This is a genomic window from Acinetobacter sp. YH12252 (genome assembly GCF_013417365.1).
GTDB classification, from domain to species: Bacteria; Pseudomonadota; Gammaproteobacteria; order Pseudomonadales; family Moraxellaceae; genus Acinetobacter; species Acinetobacter towneri.
The window spans coordinates 25,785-45,912 of record NZ_VPEA01000009.1; the positions used below are offsets into that span (position 1 = coordinate 25,785).

At 42.1% G+C, this 20,128-nt stretch carries 17 protein-coding genes; 9 read left to right on the forward strand and 8 right to left on the reverse strand.

Features of this window, described 5'->3' with window-relative positions; translation table 11 throughout:
• Positions 1-25 precede the first annotated feature (25 nt).
• Together FTV28_RS10075 and FTV28_RS10080 are read right to left on the reverse strand one after the other, a co-directional pair.
• Positions 26-2,065 carry a UvrD-helicase domain-containing protein gene (locus tag FTV28_RS10075; protein WP_168418243.1) on the reverse strand — a complete coding sequence of 680 codons (2,040 nt, stop codon included), beginning with the start codon at positions 2,063-2,065 and terminating at the stop codon, positions 26-28.
• A gap of 178 nt (positions 2,066-2,243) precedes the next feature.
• Positions 2,244-2,897: an OmpA family protein gene (locus FTV28_RS10080; RefSeq protein WP_179990298.1), complete on the reverse strand. Its 654-nt coding sequence runs from the start codon at positions 2,895-2,897 to the stop codon at positions 2,244-2,246.
• Positions 2,898-3,154: 257 nt separating this feature from the next.
• Here FTV28_RS10080 and FTV28_RS10085 point away from each other — a divergent pair, with 257 nt between their 5' ends.
• The 6 genes from FTV28_RS10085 (at position 3,155) to FTV28_RS10110 (ending at position 7,761) form a co-directional block, all read left to right on the forward strand.
• Positions 3,155-4,081 carry an acyltransferase gene (locus tag FTV28_RS10085; protein ID WP_168418245.1) on the forward strand — a complete coding sequence of 309 codons (927 nt, stop codon included), beginning with the start codon at positions 3,155-3,157 and terminating at the stop codon, positions 4,079-4,081.
• Between the two features lie 16 nt (positions 4,082-4,097).
• Positions 4,098-5,156, forward strand: a complete 1,059-nt coding sequence (locus tag FTV28_RS10090; RefSeq protein ID WP_179990300.1) for a preprotein translocase subunit SecA — start codon at positions 4,098-4,100, stop codon at positions 5,154-5,156.
• A gap of 139 nt (positions 5,157-5,295) precedes the next feature.
• Positions 5,296-6,018 carry a septum site-determining protein MinC gene (minC, locus tag FTV28_RS10095; RefSeq protein WP_019838277.1) on the forward strand — a complete coding sequence of 241 codons (723 nt, stop codon included), beginning with the start codon at positions 5,296-5,298 and terminating at the stop codon, positions 6,016-6,018.
• 68 nt (positions 6,019-6,086) lie between these two features.
• Positions 6,087-6,899 (forward strand): septum site-determining protein MinD, encoded by an 813-nt coding sequence (gene minD, locus FTV28_RS10100; protein WP_179990302.1) that lies wholly within the window; start codon positions 6,087-6,089, stop codon positions 6,897-6,899.
• 2 nt (positions 6,900-6,901) lie between these two features.
• Positions 6,902-7,174 carry a cell division topological specificity factor MinE gene (gene minE / locus FTV28_RS10105; RefSeq protein ID WP_004975292.1) on the forward strand — a complete coding sequence of 91 codons (273 nt, stop codon included), beginning with the start codon at positions 6,902-6,904 and terminating at the stop codon, positions 7,172-7,174.
• A gap of 299 nt (positions 7,175-7,473) precedes the next feature.
• A complete protein-coding gene (locus FTV28_RS10110; protein WP_004975291.1) occupies positions 7,474-7,761 on the forward strand; it encodes a PA4642 family protein in 288 nt (95 codons plus the stop codon).
• A 130-nt stretch (positions 7,762-7,891) separates the two neighbouring features.
• Here the strand turns inward: FTV28_RS10110 and FTV28_RS10115 are convergent, their stop codons facing one another.
• A complete protein-coding gene (locus FTV28_RS10115) occupies positions 7,892-11,080 on the reverse strand; it encodes a DNA translocase FtsK (protein ID WP_179990349.1) in 3,189 nt (1,062 codons plus the stop codon).
• A gap of 341 nt (positions 11,081-11,421) precedes the next feature.
• Here FTV28_RS10115 and trxB point away from each other — a divergent pair, with 341 nt between their 5' ends.
• The 3 genes from trxB to FTV28_RS10130 all read left to right on the forward strand — a co-directional run bounded on the left by trxB (position 11,422) and on the right by FTV28_RS10130 (position 14,054).
• Entirely contained in the window at positions 11,422-12,375 is a 954-nt protein-coding gene (gene trxB / locus FTV28_RS10120; protein ID WP_004975288.1) for a thioredoxin-disulfide reductase, read from the forward strand.
• A gap of 107 nt (positions 12,376-12,482) precedes the next feature.
• The gene (gene aat, locus FTV28_RS10125; protein WP_179990304.1) at positions 12,483-13,214 is read left to right on the forward strand and encodes a leucyl/phenylalanyl-tRNA--protein transferase; all 732 of its coding nucleotides are present in this window, start codon (positions 12,483-12,485) and stop codon (positions 13,212-13,214) included.
• A 24-nt stretch (positions 13,215-13,238) separates the two neighbouring features.
• A complete protein-coding gene (locus tag FTV28_RS10130; protein ID WP_131261724.1) occupies positions 13,239-14,054 on the forward strand; it encodes an arginyltransferase in 816 nt (271 codons plus the stop codon).
• Positions 14,055-14,094: 40 nt separating this feature from the next.
• On the opposite strand, the gene rimI is transcribed toward FTV28_RS10130, so the two are convergent.
• The 5 genes from rimI to rpsG all read right to left on the reverse strand — a co-directional run bounded on the left by rimI (position 14,095) and on the right by rpsG (position 20,066).
• Positions 14,095-14,553, reverse strand: coding sequence for a ribosomal protein S18-alanine N-acetyltransferase (gene rimI, locus FTV28_RS10135; RefSeq protein WP_004975283.1), 459 nt, complete (start codon positions 14,551-14,553; stop codon positions 14,095-14,097).
• A 106-nt stretch (positions 14,554-14,659) separates the two neighbouring features.
• Positions 14,660-15,541: a metal-dependent hydrolase gene (locus FTV28_RS10140; RefSeq protein ID WP_004975282.1), complete on the reverse strand. Its 882-nt coding sequence runs from the start codon at positions 15,539-15,541 to the stop codon at positions 14,660-14,662.
• A 502-nt stretch (positions 15,542-16,043) separates the two neighbouring features.
• Positions 16,044-17,234 (reverse strand): elongation factor Tu, encoded by a 1,191-nt coding sequence (tuf, locus tag FTV28_RS10145; RefSeq protein WP_004975768.1) that lies wholly within the window; start codon positions 17,232-17,234, stop codon positions 16,044-16,046.
• 94 nt (positions 17,235-17,328) lie between these two features.
• A complete protein-coding gene (gene fusA, locus FTV28_RS10150) occupies positions 17,329-19,464 on the reverse strand; it encodes an elongation factor G (protein WP_179990306.1) in 2,136 nt (711 codons plus the stop codon).
• Positions 19,465-19,595: 131 nt separating this feature from the next.
• A complete protein-coding gene (gene rpsG, locus FTV28_RS10155) occupies positions 19,596-20,066 on the reverse strand; it encodes a 30S ribosomal protein S7 (protein WP_004975277.1) in 471 nt (156 codons plus the stop codon).
• Positions 20,067-20,128: the final 62 nt, after the last annotated feature.

Here is a 20,128-nt window from a genome sequence, read left to right on the forward strand (position 1 = left end):
TAGCTGTATGTTTTTTAAACTTAGATTAGCGTTTAATCAGTGCGCGTAAATTTTCCAAATAATGCTGCGCCTGTTGTTTTGGATCAACATCACCTGCCAGTTTTTTCTTGCGTCCGAGCCATTCCAGCTCATCTTGCGGTAATTCATCCAAGAAACGACTTGGTGTCATTTGTTTCATTTGCCCACCCGCCTTGCGCTGTTCTGCCAAGGTAATGGTTAAACCCTGACGTGCACGGGTAATACCCACGTACATTAAACGGCGCTCTTCTTCAACGGTATCTGCCACAATCGAGTTTTTATGTGGCAACAACTCTTCTTCCAAGCCAATCAAATACACGTATGGAAATTCCAAACCTTTAGAAGCATGCAAGGTCAGCAAATTGACTTTGTCGGTGTCTTCTTCTTCTTGTTGCTGCTCAAGCATATCCAGCAGCACCATTTTACGAATCACACTTTCAATATTTTTTTCATCGACATCTTCAGCGCGGTTAATCAAACTTTGAATACTGCTGTATAGCACTTCAATATTGTCTAGCTTGGTTTTTTCCTGCGCAGGTGTGGCCGCTTGCTCTTTAATGTAATCAATATAACCTGCTTCTAGCATCATCTGACGAATGATCGGCACAGGTTCATCATCTTCCAATAAGTTACGCGTGAAATTGCTAATAAAATCTGCAAACTCAGCCAACTGTGTCGTGGCTTTTTTCGGAATTGCCATGGTTAGGCGCTGATCACCTGCAGCAGCCAATAATGACAAATGGTTTTCCTGTGCAAACAGCCCTAGTTTTTCCAAAGTCACAGGACCAATCGCGCGTTTAGGCGTGTTAATAATGCGTAAGAATGCGCTGTCATCTTCAGGGTTAATAATCAGACGCAAATAACTCATGATGTCTTTGATTTCAGCACGTGCGAAGAATGACTGCCCCCCCGAAAGCTTGTAAGGAATTTGCATTTGACGTAATTGGGTTTCCAGAATACGTGCCTGAAAGTTCCCACGGTACAAAATTGCATAATCTTTCCAGCTTTTGCCGTTCATCAGTTTATGTGTAAGTAAATCTTTCACCACGCGTTCTGATTCATCATCATCATTGCGGCATGTAATTACCCGAATCACTTCACCATGACCTTTATCTGACCACAGTTTTTTGTCAAAAATATGCGGATTATTACCAATCACGGTATTGGCAGCTTTCAGAATACGGCTGGTCGAGCGATAGTTCTGCTCAAGTTTAATCACTTTTAAATTTGGGAAGTCTTCTTTAAGCAAAGCCATATTTTCTGGCTTGGCACCACGCCATGCGTAAATGGATTGGTCATCATCACCTACTGCGGTGAACTGCCCCATCACGCCCACCAGCAATTTCACCAAAATATACTGTGCGGTGTTGGTGTCCTGATACTCGTCGACCAATAAATAGCGAACACGGTTCTGCCACTTGTCACGTACTTCAGCATTTTCTTGCAATAAACGAGTCGGCATCACAATCAAATCGTCAAAATCGACTGCGTTGTAAGCTCGTAAATTACGTTCATAGAGTTGATATAAATGCGCAAACTGAATGTCTTCTGGCGTTTCACAAGTGGTATGTGCCTGCTCTGGTGCTATCAGATCGTTTTTCCAATCTGAAATCATCTTCATGGCTTTGGCAATCAGTTCCTTGCTTTCTGCACCTGACAAATTATCACGGTGCATTAAATCCATCAGAATACGTTTGCAGTCATCGGCATCTAAAATAGAAAAATTGGCTTTTAATGGCGTATGTTTTAATTCAAGGCGCAACAAGTTCAGACCAAAGGTGTGAAAGGTCGACACCGACAAACCTTTGGCTTCTTCACGAGACAACAATTTGGTCACACGCTCTTTCATTTCACGTGCAGCTTTGTTGGTAAAAGTCATTGCTGTAATGCGATACGCAGGAATGCCGCAATGCTTAACCAAATAAGCAATTTTTCGGGTAATCACCGATGTTTTACCTGAACCAGCCCCTGCAAGCACTAACAAGGGTCCTTGAGTGTATTTCATCGCTTCAAGTTGCTTGTCGTTTAACTGACTTGCCAGTGACATAGTATTTCCTCTATTTCGGTTCGAGCTCGATTATAGTCATCTCAGACTAAGATGACTAATCTAAAATGCTGCTTTAGGCGTCATTGTCTATTTGCTGAGTGTGCAACTACGCAATACTAAATTTTTGACATGAAAAAACCGCCCGAAGGCGGTTCTTTACAACTTATGCTATGCCAAATTATTGGATTGCATAAATGCTGATTTCTACACGACGGTTTTGCTCACGACCTTCTGCAGTCGCATTCGATGCGATTGGGTTTGCAGCACCGTGACCTTGTGCATTAATACGTGAAGTTGATACACCACGGCTAGACAAGTAGTTTGCAACCGATTGAGCACGTGCTTGCGACAATGGGATGTTGATTGAGTCATTACCAGTGCTGTCAGTATAACCAGTCACTAAAATACCGCTCTTGTTATCTTGGGTTAGCGTTTGCGCTACTTTGTCCAAGGTAGAATAGAAGTTTGGTTTGATGTTTGATTTGTTAGTATCAAACGTGATGTTACCCGGCATGATCAAGCCAACAGAACCATCGGCATTACGGTTTACTTCTACGCCTGTACCAGCCATTTGTTGACGAAGTTGTTTTTCTTTATTGTCAAGATAAACACCCGCAGCAGCACCCACTACAGCACCAATTGCTGCAGCACGGTTGTTTTGTGCACTTGTATTTGCGTTACTTTTAGAGACCCCATAACCTGCAGCAGCACCAATTACTGTGCCTAACGCAGTTTTGTCATATTCCATACCACCAAGGTTGTTACCAGTCGTTTGACAACCAGTTAAAACCATTGCCCCTACGACTGCTGCTGAAATTGCTAGTGCACGCATGGCATGCCTCCTTACTTTGTGTTTTGTTGTATGATGCAAATATTGAATGAAAAAATAGACTTAGACCATTGATTTTTTGTTAATAAAAAAACTTTTGCTTACAAATCTTCATGATCGTGTACAAATCTTGGTATAACTTCATCACAATTTCTACACACTTTCACTTCAACACTTTTTTATTTTAAAAACAACATTTATATTGAGTCTATAAATCAATATGTGACGCATTGGACGATTTTTCTTCAGGACCGATTTTTATGTCATCGCAAGCTAAAAAACACCCTTTATTAAAAAAAATCACAAAAGGACTCACCGTGGGTACAGTCATTACTGGCAGTACATTTTTTCACGGTCCACCTGTGTTGGCGCTGGGCTTGACCAAACTGCTTAAACAGTCCCGCAAGGTCGATGAAACCAATATTCAAATTACCAACAGTTGGCTAAGTGTCAATAACTGGCTGATTGACCATGTTTTACCCAACACAAAGTGGGACATCAGTATTGATGAAGACTTGGCACTCAGTATGCAAGGTCGTTACCTGATGACCTGTAACCACCAAAGCTGGGTAGACACTACGGTCAATCAATATTTTGGTTTAACCCGCATGCCACTGACCCGCTTCTTTACCAAGTGGGAACTGATCTTTATTCCATTTGTTGGTCAGGCCTTTAAAATTTTAGGCTTCCCAATGATGAAACGGCATACCAAAGCCCAGATTGCTAAAAAACCTGAACTGAAAGATCGTGATATGGAAGAAGCACGTAAAGCTTGCCAACAGTTGTTGAGTCAGCCCTTTACCCTGCTCAACTATTTAGAAGGCACTCGCTTTACTCAAGAAAAACATGATCAGCAGCAATCGCCATATCAACATTTATTAAAGCCTAAAGCGGGTGGTTTAGCGCTGGCTTTGAATATTTTGGGCGATCAAATTGATGCTTTGGTGGATATGACCATTGTTTACCCAGACGGCGTGCCTGGCTATAGCGAGTTCTGGCTCGGAGAAGTTCCTCGCATTGCGGTAAATTTACGAAAAATCAACATTCCAGACTGGGTCTTGGGTGGTAATTACGAAGATGATGCGGAATACCGTGAGCGTTTCCAGCAATGGGTGCATGAATTATGGTTGGAAAAAGATCAGCTGATTGAATCCATGCAACAAAAATTTGCTGCCCCGACGGCCTAACCCAATCAGGTGAACCATGAAAAAGTCTGAAGAGCCTGTAATCAAATCCTCATTCCATACCCTGCCTAAAGATTCATGGGGTTGGAAAATTGCCTTAATTTATGACTTGTTCTTGATGGGTTTAATCATCTTCAACTTGTTCTGTTTAAGTGCCAATGCCATTTTAATGAGTGATTTTGGTGAATGGCTGTTCGACTTTATTCGCCTGCCTGAAATCTTACAGTTTTATCGGGGCGAGTTACGTCCTTGGGTGATTATCACCGAAGGTTGGTTTACCACATTTTTAATTGTGGAATTGGGGGTGCGCTGGGGCATTGCCATTATTTTTAAGCATCATCAACGTTGGTGGTTCTTTCCGTTTGTTCACTGGTATGAAATTCTCGCAATCATTCCACAGCTACGTTTTTTACGTTTATTACGCGCCTTTGCTATTGGCTACAACCTGCATAGTCACGGTTATAAAGTTATCCCAAATAGCTGGTATAAACGTGGCAACTTCTATTACAGCTTATTGATGGAAGAACTGAGTAGCCGAGTGGTACTGACGGTGCTGAATGGCGTACAGCGTGAACTGACCACCAGCACCACACACAAACAGTTTATTGATGATTTGGTCGAGCGGCATCGTCAGTTACTGGCCATTGCACTGGCGGATATTCTGCAAGAATCCTTGGGTAAAGAGTTGCAAGCCCAACGCCACCTGATTGCAAAAAACGTAGGGCTGGTGGTCAATCAAGCCATTGAAGATACACCTGAGCTAACTCAGCTTCTGCGTCTGATTCCATTGGTTGGCGGTCGTATTGAACAGCAAATTCAAAGTATTGGTCAGCGACTGGGCGAAAACATTACCCAAGGTTTGATTGAACCTTTTGCACAACACAACTCACAGTCCAGCAACCCGACGTATCAAATGATTGCCGAAAAAATTAGTCAGATAGAAGTTGAACATAATCAGCATATTGATAAATTAGTAGAGTCAGCAGTATTTGAAAGTTTGGAAGCCATTCGTAAACAAGTAAAAGTCAAACAATGGCAACAAATTTTAGATGAAGGACAACAACAGCATATTTCATGAGTGCGTTTTAACATTTTTACGATTGGGATAAATATTTTTAGTCATGCAACTAGAGAATTCACCCGATTTGTTCTAGGATTTGCTCTATTTATAATATGACTTCGACAACCAGCAGAGTCAGAAGTGTTAAGGAATTATTATGGCTGACATACGGATAAAAGGCAGATTGGTCAATGCGATTCGCATTAGCTTAGACACCAATGATCATGATGCGATCCGCCAGCAACTAAGCCCAATGTTGCAAAAATCATTTCCACCAGGTGTTTTGGTGGTCATTGAAAGTTCAGTCGAACAGGAACTGATTGCACTGATTCAATTACTCATCAGTTTAGAGGCACAGCCAATTGCGGTGACCGAAGGACTATTGGGCGATCAGGCACGTGCCATTCAATTTCCTGTGATTCCACAAGACCGCCCACTTCAGGAAGTGAAAGCGACCAAAGAACAAGTGGTGGAAGTTAAACCTGAGCCTGCCGCAGAACAACAGGCTGAAAATCAAGTCGCTGAAACGGCACCTGCAGTGGCACATATTACGTCGTATCACGATGAAATTTTGCGTACAGGCCAATGTCTGGTACAGCATCAGGGCGACATCATTTTAACCGCAGGCATTAACAGCGGTTCAGAAGTGATTGCTTCAGGAAATATACATATTTATGGTAGTGTACGTGGTAGAGTCATTGCCGGCGCGGGCGGGAATATTGCAGCACGAATTTTCTGCCATTCCCTAGAAGCAGAATTGGTATCTATTGCAGGCACATATTGCGTTGCGGACGACATTCCACAGCATGTGACCAAAAAACCTGTGCATATTTACTTAAATGATAACCAAGAGCTTGTATTTGAAGCTCTACAATTTTAATGTATAAATAATCACCAAAAATCCCCAAAAAATATAGGGGAATTTAAACCATAACAGGAGTGGATTCGGTGGCGAAAATTGTTGTCGTAACATCAGGCAAAGGTGGCGTAGGTAAAACCACTACAAGTGCATCTTTTGCAACAGGTTTAGCCCTACGTGGTCACAAAACTGTTGTTATCGATTTTGACGTGGGTTTACGTAACCTTGACTTAATTATGGGTTGTGAACGTCGCGTTGTTTATGATTTTGTGAATGTTTTAAATAATGAAGCGCGTTTACAACAAGCATTAATTCGCGATAAAGATATTGAAAACCTTTATATTCTTCCAGCCTCACAAACCCGTGATAAAGATGCCCTCACCGATGAAGGCGTGGCACGTATTATAGATGAGTTGGCACAAGAGTTTGATTACATTATTTGCGACTCACCTGCAGGGATTGAGCGCGGCGCTATTTTAGCGATGTATCATGCCGATGAAGCGATTATTGTGACTAACCCTGAAATTTCTTCAGTACGTGACTCTGACCGTATTATTGGTATGCTAGACAGCAAAACTAAAAAAGTAGAACAAAACGAAGGTCGTATCCGTAAGCACCTGTGTATTACACGTTACAACCCAGAACGTGCCGATAAACAAGAAATGCTGACGATTGATGACATTTCTAAAGATATTTTACGTGTACCTACTTTAGGCGTAATTCCTGAATGTAAGAGCGTACTTCAAGCATCAAACGAAGGTAAACCTGTCATTCTGTATAGCGATGCTGCTGCAGGTCAGGCTTATGATGACTTGGTTGCACGATTCTTAGGTGAAGAACGTCCGTTTCGCCATATTGAAGCGAAACCTAAGGGCTGGTTAGCACGATTATTTGGAGCGTAGACATGGCAGGATTTTGGAGCAAATTATTTAGCGGTGAAGATAAGCCATCTAGCGCACAAACAGCAAAAGATCGCTTAAAAGTGATTGTTGCTTCTGAACAAGGTCTTGGTAAACGCTTAAGCCAAGAAAAAATTGATCAGATGAAAAAAGAAATCATGCAAGTGGTAAATCGCTACGTGCGTGGTGTCGATGAACAACATATTCAAATGTCTGTGCGTTCAGAAGCCAATATTGAAATGTTGGAAATGAATATCAATTTGCCTGAAGAGCGATAATCTGAATACTGATTAGTCAAGCAAATTGAATCAGGGCAAAATATGAGACTGGAATAGCAAAGCACTGCTTTGCCCAGTCGCAAGACGAGAAGCTGTGCTTCGAGTGGACTGGATGTACAAAGTTTACTTTGCCGTCGCAAGACGAGAAGCTGTGCTTCGAGTGGACTGGATGTACAAAGTTTACTTTGCCGTCGCAAGACGAGAAGCTATGCTTCGAGATAAAGTGTACTAAAACACTTTTCCGCTTGTGAACTCATATTTTGCCTTTTTTATTTATAGAACAATACCTGGAGATTGCCATGGCATTATCTCAACCTGCGACCTTTAACGAAGCATGGTCGGATGAACGTGTATTTGCCTATTTGAATCAACTTCCACCTGCAGGTGTGAATGCAGATTTTCACGTACTCTATCACGCATTTAAACACATGCGTCCAAGTGACTATGAACGTCTATTGACACAATTTGTTGCCGATGGTCGCGATGTCAATGCCACTAATCCTGAAGGTCAGCGTATTCACGATGTGATTGCTGAATTTCCACGTCAAAAAGATGGTTTTTTAGCAGTTTTAGCCAAGTTTGCTTAAACTGTTTAAACACAATCTCTGGCTAAATTCAGCCAAAAAGATTGAGTGTAAAAAGAAAAAATCCCGCAATTGAATTGCGGGATTTTTTTATAGCACTACTTGATTCAAAATCAAACAGAAAGTGAAAGCTTTACACTAAAATTTCACGTTTCCCATTTGCTCCTTGCTCGCTCACAATGCCTTGCTCTTGCATCTGATCGACAATACGTGCCGCACGGTTATAGCCCAAGCTAAATTTGCGCTGTAAAGATGAGGTCGACACTTTACGTGTTTCCAAAACAAATGCTACACACTGATCATACAACACATCACGGTCTGGACTGCCTTCACCATCTTCAAAACCACGTGAAGATGGTTCTTCATCAAATGGCGTCAAGATTTCATCGACATAGTCAGGATCGCCACGCTCACGCCACGCATCACAAATACGGTTGACTTCATCATCCGAAATAAATGCGCCATGCACACGTTCTGGCTCAATTTTACCCGGTCCTAAAAATAGCATATCACCATGACCAAGCAGGTCTTCTGCACCGCCCGCATCCAAGATAGTACGTGAGTCAATTTTCGAGTTCACACGCAAAGCTACACGGGTTGGAATGTTGGCTTTAATTAGACCTGTGATCACATCCACCGATGGACGCTGAGTTGCTAAGAGTAAGTGAATCCCTGCTGCACGTGATTTTTGTGCCAAACGGGTAATCATTTCTTCCGCTTTCTTGCCCACTTGCATGATCATGTCGGCAAACTCATCTGCCACAATCACAATAGATGGCAATGGTGTTAAACGCGGTGCACGTTCTTGCGTTGCTGAATCTCCCGGCTTCCAAGTTGGATCAATTAAATCTTCACCATTGGTAATAGATTCTTCAACCTTACGGTTATAGTCGCTTAATTTACGAATTTTCAGGAAAGACATTAGCTTATAACGACGTTCCATTTCATTGACACACCAATTTAAAGCGCTGACGGCATCTTTCATATCAGTCACTACAGGCGTCAATAAGTGTGGAATATCGTTATAGTTGGCGAGTTCCAATTGTTTCGGGTCAATCAAAATTAAGCGTAATTGATCAGGCTTGTATTTCAGCAACATCGACAAAATCATCGAGTTCACTGCCACTGATTTACCTGAACCCGTTGTCCCTGCTACGAGCATGTGTGGTGCTTTGCCCAATTCAGTAATCACAGGATTGCCTGAAATGTCTTTCCCCATCGCCATAGATAAAATGCCGTTTGGATCTTCAAAAGCAGGCGTTTGTAATAACTCAATCAAACGTACCATTTCACGTGAACTATTCGGTACTTCAATGCCAATATACGGTTTGCCTGGAATCACTTCGACCACACGTACCGATGCCATCGACATTGAACGCGCCAAGTCACGAGAAATATTGGTTACTTTTGAAGCTTTGACCCCAGGTGCCAAATCCAGCTCAAAACGGGTCACGACAGGACCAGGCTGTGCTTCAACCACTTTGGCTTTGACATTAAATTCCTGTAATTTAATTTCCAGCAATTCCGACAAGCGCGATAATTGTTCTGCGGTGAAGTTCACTTTTTTGTTTGGATCGACTTTATCAAGCAAATCCAAACCTGGTAATGGCGATAAATCACGACGTTTTTCTGCAACCTGCATGGCGCGTGACATCGGACGACCATGTGCATCGGTCAGCGGCGCATCAAAATCAAAGTCATCTTCGTCTAGTGGTTTGCCTGCGGTTTCCTGCCAAGCTTCGATAAATGCTTCTTTGGATAACGCCACTTTTTCTGCTTGTTCAGCCTGTGTAGCAGTCGCTGCGTTTGCCATCACTGCGGCAGTGGCTGCCGTCTGAATAGGTGCCTGAACAAAAGCAGAACTTTGTGCATAGCTACTGGTACTACGCGCTACAGGCGCTTGATCTTGAAATGCATCTTGCTGTAACTCATCACCCAAAAGATCATCCACCAACAAGTCATCTAAACTGTCTAAATCATGCTGCAAATGGCGCTCTTGGCGTACAGCATGATTTTGCGTATTCGAAGCACTTGACGATGGCGGGTTAAAATCTGACTCAAATCTGCTGAGATCATCGTTAAAATTGTGAGCCGTAGGATTCGAGTGCGGATGCACTGTTTCTTGCTGGGTCACAGACTCATCTAAAGTATCCATTGCCCCGCTGTTTTGGAATGGGCTGTGTAAATCACTTGCAGCTTTGCCTTGCGGAACTGCTGCGAGCAATTCATCAAAAATTTGATCATCATCCCAATCTAACGAAGATTTTGCAGTGGCTTGAGATGCCGTAGATGCAGGACGCACTTCATCAAAAGGATTCGATTGTAGATGTGGCTCTGGTTCTTCAGAAGCACGTAATAATGCATGAATGTCTTGGTTATGCTGACTGTCGGTATTTTCTTGTAAAGCACGCCACACTTCGCCTGTCGCAACAATACGCTGGCTGTCTTGTTCTAAGCGATGCGCCTTTTCGATGGTTTTTTCTAACTCAACATCATCAATTTCATCTTGCACCAATAGCTGTTGCTGCGCCTGTTGCTCTTCTTCTTCACGTTGCTGCATGTGATTAAACATACGCTCTGCCGCAGGATGTGGCGCAGTTGTTTCAGCTTCTTTCGCCTGTGCAACCACGGGTTCACTTGCTGCTTCTAAATCAGTTGATGCCACTTCAACAGCAACCACAGGTGCAGCAGCGACAACGGTCTTTTTCACCTGTGGTGTAGAACGGTCAAAGTCAGATTCTGCTTCAGGTACATTGCGATAGAACAAATCTTGCAGATAAGCAGGTGTAGCTTTTAAAGTTGCCCACGTTCTGTTCCACTTCACCCCAAATGCGAGGGTAAATAAGAAAATCCAAAAGACGACTAAAAAAAGTGTTGCTCCATAAATGGTTAAAATTTGCGATAAACTTTTCCCAAGTTCAAAACCAATGATGCCGCCTGAGGCATTGTCTAACGTATCGGCAGGTACTTGCCAAAATAAATACAGCAAACTTGCTGTTGCCAATAAAATGAAGAATTGTGCAGCATAACGAAATGGTCGGTTTAAAAAACTACGTGGCCACCAGACTTGTAAGGCTTCAATAAAAAAATAAGCAGGAAGAAGCAGACTCGCCCAACCTAAAAAGCCAAACAGTAAATCGGCAATCCACGCACCTGCGATTCCACTCGCATTTGAAACCTGTTGGGTGTCACTGGAAATGTGCATCCAACCTGGGTCAAATGGAGTATAGGTCACCGTTGCAAGGAACAGATATATTCCAAAAGAGACCAAAAATAATGTCGCTATTAAGCGATGTGCATAAGCACCCGACACCGCAGTCATATATTGTCCTGTCGCCAATTCTTCATCAATGTTTTTTGTTTGTTCGATGGTCTTAAAAAGCCACCTGATTCGGAGCGTCTGTATTTCATTTAGCTGTGTCATTTAAGTTGCATTTCACGATGCAAGCTTCACCACACAGCAAGCTATAAATTATAACAGACCTTCTATTATGCATGTGTTGCCTAGAAAAAGATGCAAGATTATTGAAGTGTGTTGTTAACTTTTTCTATATAGCTCAAATCGATTTACATGATCAGTAATATCAACTTTAATCACACAGCAAACTCATCCTGTTTCACGTATAATTCCATAAATTTCTAAATAAAAAAAGGATGCTGTGCATGAGCGCTCGTCACTCACGTTTAATTATTTTAGGTTCAGGCCCTGCAGGTTATAGTGCTGCAGTATATGCTGCACGTGCCAACTTAAAACCGACTTTAATTGCAGGCTTACAATTGGGTGGTCAACTCACCACAACTACGGAAGTTGATAACTGGCCAGGTGATCCTGAAGGTTTAACAGGCCCAGCGTTAATGGAACGTATGCAAGCTCATGCGGAACGCTTTGGCACAGAAATCGTGTATGACCATATCAATGAAGTAAACCTGAATGTGCGCCCATTTGTACTGAAAGGTGATATGGAAGAATTTACCTGTGATGCTTTAATCATTTGCACAGGTGCGACTGCACAATATTTAGGTTTAGAATCTGAAGCAGCATTTATGGGTCAAGGCGTAAGTGCTTGTGCTACCTGTGATGGTTTCTTCTACAAAAACCAAAAAGTGATGGTCGTTGGTGGTGGTAACACGGCTGTTGAAGAAGCATTATACCTGTCTAACATTGCATCACACGTGACATTGGTGCATCGTCGTGATTCACTTCGCTCTGAAAAAATCTTGCAAGATCATTTATTTGCCAAAGAAAAAGAAGGCAAAATCAGTATTCTTTGGAATAACCAAGTTGATGAAGTCTTGGGCGACAACACAGGCGTAACTTCAGTACGTTTAAAATCAACCACTGATGGCTCTACTCAAATTGTTGATGTGTCTGGCTTATTCATTGCGATTGGTCACAAACCGAATACAGGCATGTTCGAAGGTCAATTGAACTTGCGTGATGGTTATATCCAAGTACAAAGCGGCACTTCAGGCAATGCGACTCAAACTTCTGTGGCTGGCGTATTTGCTGCAGGTGATGTGGCCGATTCAATTTATCGCCAAGCAATTACTTCTGCAGGTTCAGGCTGTATGGCTGCATTGGATGCAGAAAAATATTTAGATGCACTTGGTGAATAATTTTGTGACCAAGTTTAAAGACCGCTCTCCTTGAGCGGTTTTTTTATCACGACATTTTTAGGTATGATGAAATCAAGTTCATCGCAAAACTTCTTACGGCAATTGATATGCACACACTCCCAGCTTCACAATTCATTTTCCCTGATCCCCTTGAAGTTGATCCTGAAGGTGAAGGCTTGATTTGTGTAGGTGCAGACCTCTCCCCTTCTACGCTCTATGAAGCTTATACACATGGCTTATTTCCATGGTTTTCAGAGGGTGATCCTATTTGTTGGTGGAGTCCTGAGCCACGTTGCGTGATTATTCCGCAACATTATCAGCCGAGTAAGTCTTTAATCCGCAACATGAAAAAAATGGATTATCGCATTACTGTCAATCATGCCTTTGAACAGGTAATTCGCAATTGTGCCTTGCCCCGTAGCTATGCCAATGAAACTTGGATTTCTGAAGAGATCATTCAAGGTTACAGTCAGCTTTTTGCAGCAGGTTATGGCTACAGTGTCGAAGTTTGGGAGCAAGATCTTTTGGTCGGTGGTTTATATGGGGTCAGCATTGGCAAGGGCTGTTTTGGTGAGTCCATGTTTAGCCATCGCACTGATGTATCTAAAATGGCATTTTATAGTTTGATGCTGCTCGGACAAGAACAACAATTGCCTTGGATTGACTGTCAATTGGTCAATGACCATTTAATCAGTCTCGGAGCATGTACACTTTCTCGCCAAGACTATCTTAAATCGTTACAAGATGTTGTAAAACAACCTGCAATCAATTGGAAAAAATATCAGGACAGTGTATTTTCAAGTAAAACAATAGCGCAGTATGCGCGCCTACTTGAATGACAATAACAGAGAGGGATCTTGACAATGAATTCATATCACCCAAAATCCCTGCTAAATGATTTGCAGTATTACATTACTCCGCCGCATGATTGCAGCTATTTACCTGAAAAATCTGCGCGGATGGTTTTTTTAGATCCTGCACATAAAATTGATGTGCTGACTTTGTCTGAACTCTCTCGGGTCGGTTTTCGTCGCAGTGGCGATTTTGTCTATCGTCCTGAATGCCATTTGTGCCGCCAATGCCTTTCTTCACGTATTCCTGTCGCTGAATTTAAAATGAACAGCACGCAAAAGAAAGCTTGGAAACGCAATCACGATTTACAGATCAAAATCACCAAGCCACAAGATGCAGGTGATTTGCATTATGCGCTGTATGAACGCTATATCAATGAACGACATGCCGATGGCGATATGTTCCCTGCCAGCCGTGACCAATTTGAAAAATTCCTAATCCACAGTTGTACCAGCAGCTTCTTTTTAGAGGTTTGGCAAGATGATCGCTTAATTGCAGTATCGACCTGTGATTATTTAGATGATGGTATTTCTGCGGTCTATACCTTTTTTGACCCAGACGAAAGTCGTCGCTCACTCGGAACATTTGCGGTATTAAAACAAATTGAACAGGCACAGCATTTGGGACTGCAATATGTTTACTTAGGTTATTGGGTACCACATTCCAATAAAATGAACTATAAATCGCAATATGTGCCCCTTGAGCTACTGCTTGATGGTCAATGGCGACGCATTAACCGCAGCCTAAATACCGATGAGGTGCAGCAATTGGGAAACTCCTTAATGACCACGCTGCCCTTAGGCTGGAATAACTCCATCATCAAATAAAAATGTAATGATGCAATACTGATTTTTGCATCGATCAGATTCACTTAAACAAACTGGCAAAATCATCGCTACAAGATTTCACCATAATAATGGCATGCTCCCGTGTGCCATCCGTTTTAGGATAATAATTTTTACGTAAATCAATTTGATGAAAACCTGACTTTTCATACAGGGCTATCGCAGCTAAATTACTTTCACGTACTTCTAAAAAAATCTGCACAGGTTGGTTTTTCAAACCTGCAATAGAATGTTCTAGCAGTTGATAACCTAAACCTTTGCCTTGCTGACTTGGATGCACCGCCATCAACAACAAATTTGCTTCATCCAACACAGGTTGCAAAATACAAAAACCCACCACTCTCCCTGCATGTTCAATCACGGTACTGTGATAACTCTCTACCGCTTCGGCAAATTGTTTGGCACTCCACGGATGACTTTGTACCAAATTTTCAATCGCAACCACATCGGCGACATCATGGGCTTGCATTAAACGAATCATAAGAAATGATCTTGTGCTGTTCTAAGATGTAGGCATTATAGATTTCACGACAAAAAAATCGAGCAAAAAAAAAGGCAACTTACGTTGCCTGACCAAAAGGAAAAGTTTAAAAGCCTAATTTAGCTTTCCAAGTATTTAATAATGTTGTGGTATCAAAATCGTTAGGATGAAAATTCGGTTTGAAATAGAACAACATTTCTTTGCCCATGCCTGTAATAATCCCTTTAGATGGACTATAGGCATAACGATAAATCATGCGTAAATTTTCCAAATTCAACTGCTTGTCTTGTTTTAGTAAACGCCACAAAAAATAGTTTTGTACAAAAAATAAAGTCAGCATCGAAATAACCAAAGAACTTGTACGTAGTGCATAGGCTTTCAGACCTTTGCCAAACACACCTTCAAATACATCATACGCAACAGCTTTATGTTCGTTTTCTTCAATCGCATGCCACAACCACATAGTTTTCATGGTGTCATCGGTCATCAATTCTTGAATATGTGAATTGGTCAATAATTGTGAGGCAATCGTAGCTGTGAAATGTTCTAGCGCAGTGGTCGCAGTTAAATCTACCATTTTCTGTGTAATGCCAATCGGTTTAGCCAACTTTGCCATAAATTTGCGTGTAGTTTGAATCACAGTATCTGTATAACAATCCAAAGTATCAACATCATGCCCAAATTTCTGTGCAGAGGCATTAAAACCGACATGCTCATGCGTGTGCATGGCTTCTTGTCCAATAAATGCACTGATTTCTTTCTGTAAATCTGCATTGTCTTTCAGCATTGGGTGATAACGCACAGCACGCACACTGTCTATAAAGAACTTCTCACCTGCGGGAAATAACGCAGATAATGCAGTCATAAAATGCGTTAGACCTGCATTACCATTCATCCAATATTCAGGTACAGCATCAAAGTTGAAATTCATTCGACGGACAGGAAAACTCGCCCCTGCACGTTCACTAATACTCACTTTAGCATTCATGTTGCTCACTCCTGAGGTTACAACAATGAAGTCATTCATTTCCTGTAACCCGCTATATTTTTTATTTTTCGGTATGAGTTCATATTACGGTTTTCTGTGCGGTATTTAAGTGCAGTTAAGGACAGTGAGTTGTCAGTTCAGGACATGAGGAATAAAAAATAATGATAAGTGAAATTATTTTTTGTGACGCAAGAGTAAAAAATAGACAATGAAATTATTTTTACGACGCAAGAGTAAAAAAATAGACGATGATTTTTTATGACGTAAGAGCAAGAATAATTAGACAGCAAAATTATTTTTATGATGTAAGAGAAAAAAAGGCAACTAAACCGCAGCAAAAGAATGTTCATAAAATGGTTTTAGATTGATTCAAGGTTTAAAGAACAGCTATTTCATCCATCAATACAGTAGGACAAGCTTTCATCCACCTGGAAACTAGCACACAAAATACAGCCATAAAAAAAGCGCCCCAAATGGAGCGCTTTTTCACACTATAAAGTGATTATGCTGTTACTTTAGCAACAACACCAGCACCTACAGTACGACCACCTTCACGGATCGCAAAACGTAGACCTGGGTCCATTGCGATTGGGTGGATTAATTCTACTGACATTTCAACGTTGTCACCTGGCATTACCATTTCAACGCCTTCTTTCAACTGGATTGCACCAGTTACGTCAGTTGTACGGAAATAGAATTGTGGACGGTAACCGTTAAGGAATGGAGTGTGACGACCACCTTCTTCTTTAGAAAGTACGTATACTTCCGCATCGAATTTAGTGTGTGGCTTGATTGTACCTGGTTTAGCAAGTACTTGACCACGTTGTACGTCTTCACGCTTAGTACCACGTAAAAGAACACCACAGTTCTCGCCCGCACGACCTTCGTCAAGAAGTTTACGGAACATTTCTACGCCAGTTACAGTTGTTTTAACTGTGTCTTTGATACCAACGATTTCAACTTCTTCGCCTACTTTCACGATACCAGTTTCTACACGACCAGTTACTACTGTACCACGACCAGAAATAGAGAATACGTCTTCGATTGGCATTAAGAATGCTTGGTCGATTGCACGTACTGGCTCTGGGATGTAAGTATCAAGCGCTTCAACAAGAGCAACTACAGCATCTTCACCATATTGACCTGATTCACCGTTAAGTGCAGCAAGTGCTGAACCACGGATTACTGGAGTGTCGTCGCCTGGGAAGTCGTAAGTAGAAAGAAGTTCACGAACTTCCATTTCAACTAATTCAATTAACTCTTCGTCGTCTACGATATCGCATTTGTTTAAGAATACGATGATGTAAGGTACACCTACCTGACGAGACAGAAGGATGTGTTCACGAGTTTGTGGCATTGGACCATCAGTCGCTGAACAAACAAGGATCGCACCGTCCATCTGAGCAGCACCAGTGATCATGTTTTTAACATAGTCGGCGTGGCCTGGGCAGTCTACGTGCGCGTAGTGACGAGTTGGAGAATCGTATTCTACGTGAGAAGTATTAATTGTAATACCACGTGCTTTTTCTTCTGGTGCAGAGTCGATAGCAGCGTAATCTTTCGCTTCACCACCAAACTTACGTGCACATACTGTAGCAATCGCAGCTGTTAAAGTTGTTTTACCATGGTCAACGTGACCGATTGTGCCCACGTTAACGTGTGGCTTATTACGTTCGAACTTAGCCTTAGCCATGAGATCTTCCTTTTTAAAACAACTCATGGAGGATCACTCCATGAGCATTAGGTTTTTAACTATGAATTAGTTTGCGCTTATAGTAATCGAAAGATTACTCGTCGTCACCTTTTTTACCACCAGACTGGAATTTAGCAATAATGCCATCAGCCACGTTACGTGGAGTTTCAGCATATTTAGCAAATTCCATAGAGTAAGTCGCACGACCTTGAGACATAGAACGCATATGAGTTGCGTAACCAAACATCTCTGCAAGTGGAACTTCAGCACGAATTGCTTTAGTACCGCCAGGTAAGTCGTCCATACCTTGAACCATACCACGACGACGGTTTAAGTCACCCATGATATCGCCCATGTAGTCTTCTGGAGTTTCTACTTCAACTTTCATGATTGGTTCAAGAAGGATAGGATCTGCTTTCATGAAACCATCACGGAATGCGTAAGAACCTGCCATTTTGAACGATAATTCGTCAGAGTCGACATCGTGGTAAGAACCGTCGAACAATGTAGCTTTAATGCCTACAACTGGGTAACCAGCCAAGACACCATTCTTCATACGTTCTTGAATACCTTTGTCTACTGCACCGAAGAATTCTTTAGGTACTACACCACCTACAACTTCTTCAGCGAATTCGTAATCTTTACCAGCTTCAGGATCAAGCGGCTCTAAACGTACGAATACGTGACCGAATTTACCTTTACCACCAGTTTGACGTACGAACTTACCTTCTTGTTCGATAGACTTTTTGATCGTTTCACGGTAAGCAACCATTGGTTTACCAATGTTCGCTTCAACGTTGAATTCACGCTTCATACGGTCAACGATGATGTCAAGGTGAAGCTCACCCATACCCGCAATAATCGTTTGGCCAGATTCTTCGTCTGTACGTACGCGGAATGAAGGGTCTTCTTTCGCCAAGCGACCTAAAGCTACTGACATTTTTTCTTGGTCAGCTTTAGTCTTAGGTTCAACAGCCAATGCAATTACTGGCTCTGGGAATTCCATACGCTCTAGTGTAATCACTGCGTTTTCGTCACACAATGTATCACCAGTGGTTGTATCTTTAAGACCTACACACGCTGCGATATCACCCGCACGAATTTCTTCGATGTCGTGACGGTCATTTGCGTGCATCTGTACGATACGACCAATACGCTCACGCTTCATTTTCACTGGGTTATAAACCGGGCTACCCGCTTTAAGAACACCTGAGTAAACACGTACGAACGTTAAGTTACCAACGAATTTGTCGTTCATGATTTTGAACGCTAACGCAGCAAACGGTGCTTCATCAGACGCTTCACGAGAACCTTCAGTTTCGTCTTTGTCGTCTAAGATACCTTTAATTGCTTCAACGTCAGTTGGTGCAGGTAAGAATTCAATTACTGCGTCCAACATACGTTGAACACCTTTGTTTTTGAATGCAGAACCACACATTGCAGGTTGAATTTCACCCGCTAATGTACGTTGACGTAAACCAGCAATGATTTCTTCTTTAGAAAGTTCACCATTTTCTAGGTACTTGTCCATGAGTTCTTCTGATGCTTCAGCAGCAGCTTCAACCATGTTAGTACGCCATTCTTCAGCAGTTGCTTGAAGATCAGCTGGAATCTCGCCGTATTCAAACTTCATACCTTGAGAAGCTTCATCCCAGATGATTGACTTCATTTCGATTAAGTCAACAACACCTGTAAATGTGTCTTCTGCGCCTACTGGAACAACGATAGGCACTGGGTTAGCACCCAAACGTGTCTTCATTTGTTCAACTACGCGGAAGAAGTTTGCACCAGTACGGTCCATTTTGTTAACGAACGCTAAACGAGGTACTTTATATTTGTTTGCTTGACGCCATACAGTTTCAGACTGCGGTTGAACACCACCTACAGCACAGTAAACCATACATGCACCGTCAAGAACACGCATAGAACGCTCAACTTCAATTGTGAAGTCAACGTGTCCCGGTGTGTCAATTACGTTAATACGGTGTTGGTCAAATTGGTTACCCATACCTTTCCAGAAGCATGTTACAGCTGCTGAGGTAATAGTAATACCACGTTCTTGCTCTTGTTCCATCCAGTCAGTTGTTGCTGAACCTTCGTGAGTTTCACCAAGTTTGTGACTTTCACCTGTATAGAACAAAATACGTTCTGAAGTTGTTGTTTTACCCGCATCGATGTGCGCAGAGATACCAATGTTACGGTAACGAGAAATTGGGGTTTGACGTGCCATGATTTCTAGCATTCCTAAATTTTGTTGTTTAAAACAGGACGCTTTAAGCTGCTTAGCAACTTAAAGCGATTTGATGACAACTCAGTGACAACTGATTCATCACCCTCCTGATTAGGGCCTGTTTTATCCGCTTAGAAACGGTAGTGAGAGAAGGCTTTGTTGGCTTCAGCCATACGGTGCACATCTTCACGTTTTTTGATCGCTGCGCCTTTACCTTCAGATGCATCAAGCAACTCGCCAGCAAGACGTAACGCCATAGTTTTTTCAGAACGCTTAGCAGCAGCATCTACCAACCAACGCATCGCTAGAGCAGTACGACGGGATGGGCGTACTTCCATAGGAACTTGATAAGTAGCACCACCAACACGGCGTGCTTTTACTTCGACCATTGGACGAACTTTTTCAAGCGTAGCTTCAAAAAATTCAACTGGGTCTACTTTAGATTTTTCTTGAACGCGGTCTAAAGCACCGTAAACGATACTTTCAGCAATAGACTTTTTACCATCTTGCATTACGTGGTTCATGAATTTAGCGATTGTTTGGCTGCTGAATTTAGGATCCGGAAGGATTTCACGAGCAGCGACTACGCGACGTCTTGGCATTTTAAACTACCTATAAATATGACACTTCAGGGTGATCCAGCCGTAGCACAAAGTGTCGTGTG

Excerpts from the sequence above, each read along its gene's own strand:
- FTV28_RS10075 (WP_168418243.1), bottom strand. The coding sequence starts at position 2,065 with ATGTCACTGGCAAGTCAGTTAAACGACAAGCAACTTGAAGCGATGAAA.
- FTV28_RS10080 (WP_179990298.1), bottom strand. The coding sequence starts at position 2,897 with ATGCGTGCACTAGCAATTTCAGCAGCAGTCGTAGGGGCAATGGTTTTA.
- FTV28_RS10085 (WP_168418245.1), top strand. The coding sequence starts at position 3,155 with ATGTCATCGCAAGCTAAAAAACACCCTTTATTAAAAAAAATCACAAAA.
- FTV28_RS10090 (WP_179990300.1), top strand. The coding sequence starts at position 4,098 with ATGAAAAAGTCTGAAGAGCCTGTAATCAAATCCTCATTCCATACCCTG.
- minC (WP_019838277.1), top strand. The coding sequence starts at position 5,296 with ATGGCTGACATACGGATAAAAGGCAGATTGGTCAATGCGATTCGCATT.
- minE (WP_004975292.1), top strand. The coding sequence starts at position 6,902 with ATGGCAGGATTTTGGAGCAAATTATTTAGCGGTGAAGATAAGCCATCT.
- FTV28_RS10110 (WP_004975291.1), top strand. The coding sequence starts at position 7,474 with ATGGCATTATCTCAACCTGCGACCTTTAACGAAGCATGGTCGGATGAA.
- FTV28_RS10115 (WP_179990349.1), bottom strand. The coding sequence starts at position 11,080 with ATGACTGCGGTGTCGGGTGCTTATGCACATCGCTTAATAGCGACATTA.
- trxB (WP_004975288.1), top strand. The coding sequence starts at position 11,422 with ATGAGCGCTCGTCACTCACGTTTAATTATTTTAGGTTCAGGCCCTGCA.
- aat (WP_179990304.1), top strand. The coding sequence starts at position 12,483 with ATGCACACACTCCCAGCTTCACAATTCATTTTCCCTGATCCCCTTGAA.
- FTV28_RS10130 (WP_131261724.1), top strand. The coding sequence starts at position 13,239 with ATGAATTCATATCACCCAAAATCCCTGCTAAATGATTTGCAGTATTAC.
- rimI (WP_004975283.1), bottom strand. The coding sequence starts at position 14,553 with ATGATTCGTTTAATGCAAGCCCATGATGTCGCCGATGTGGTTGCGATT.
- FTV28_RS10140 (WP_004975282.1), bottom strand. The coding sequence starts at position 15,541 with ATGAATGCTAAAGTGAGTATTAGTGAACGTGCAGGGGCGAGTTTTCCT.
- tuf (WP_004975768.1), bottom strand. The coding sequence starts at position 17,234 with ATGGCTAAGGCTAAGTTCGAACGTAATAAGCCACACGTTAACGTGGGC.
- fusA (WP_179990306.1), bottom strand. The coding sequence starts at position 19,464 with ATGGCACGTCAAACCCCAATTTCTCGTTACCGTAACATTGGTATCTCT.
- rpsG (WP_004975277.1), bottom strand. The coding sequence starts at position 20,066 with ATGCCAAGACGTCGCGTAGTCGCTGCTCGTGAAATCCTTCCGGATCCT.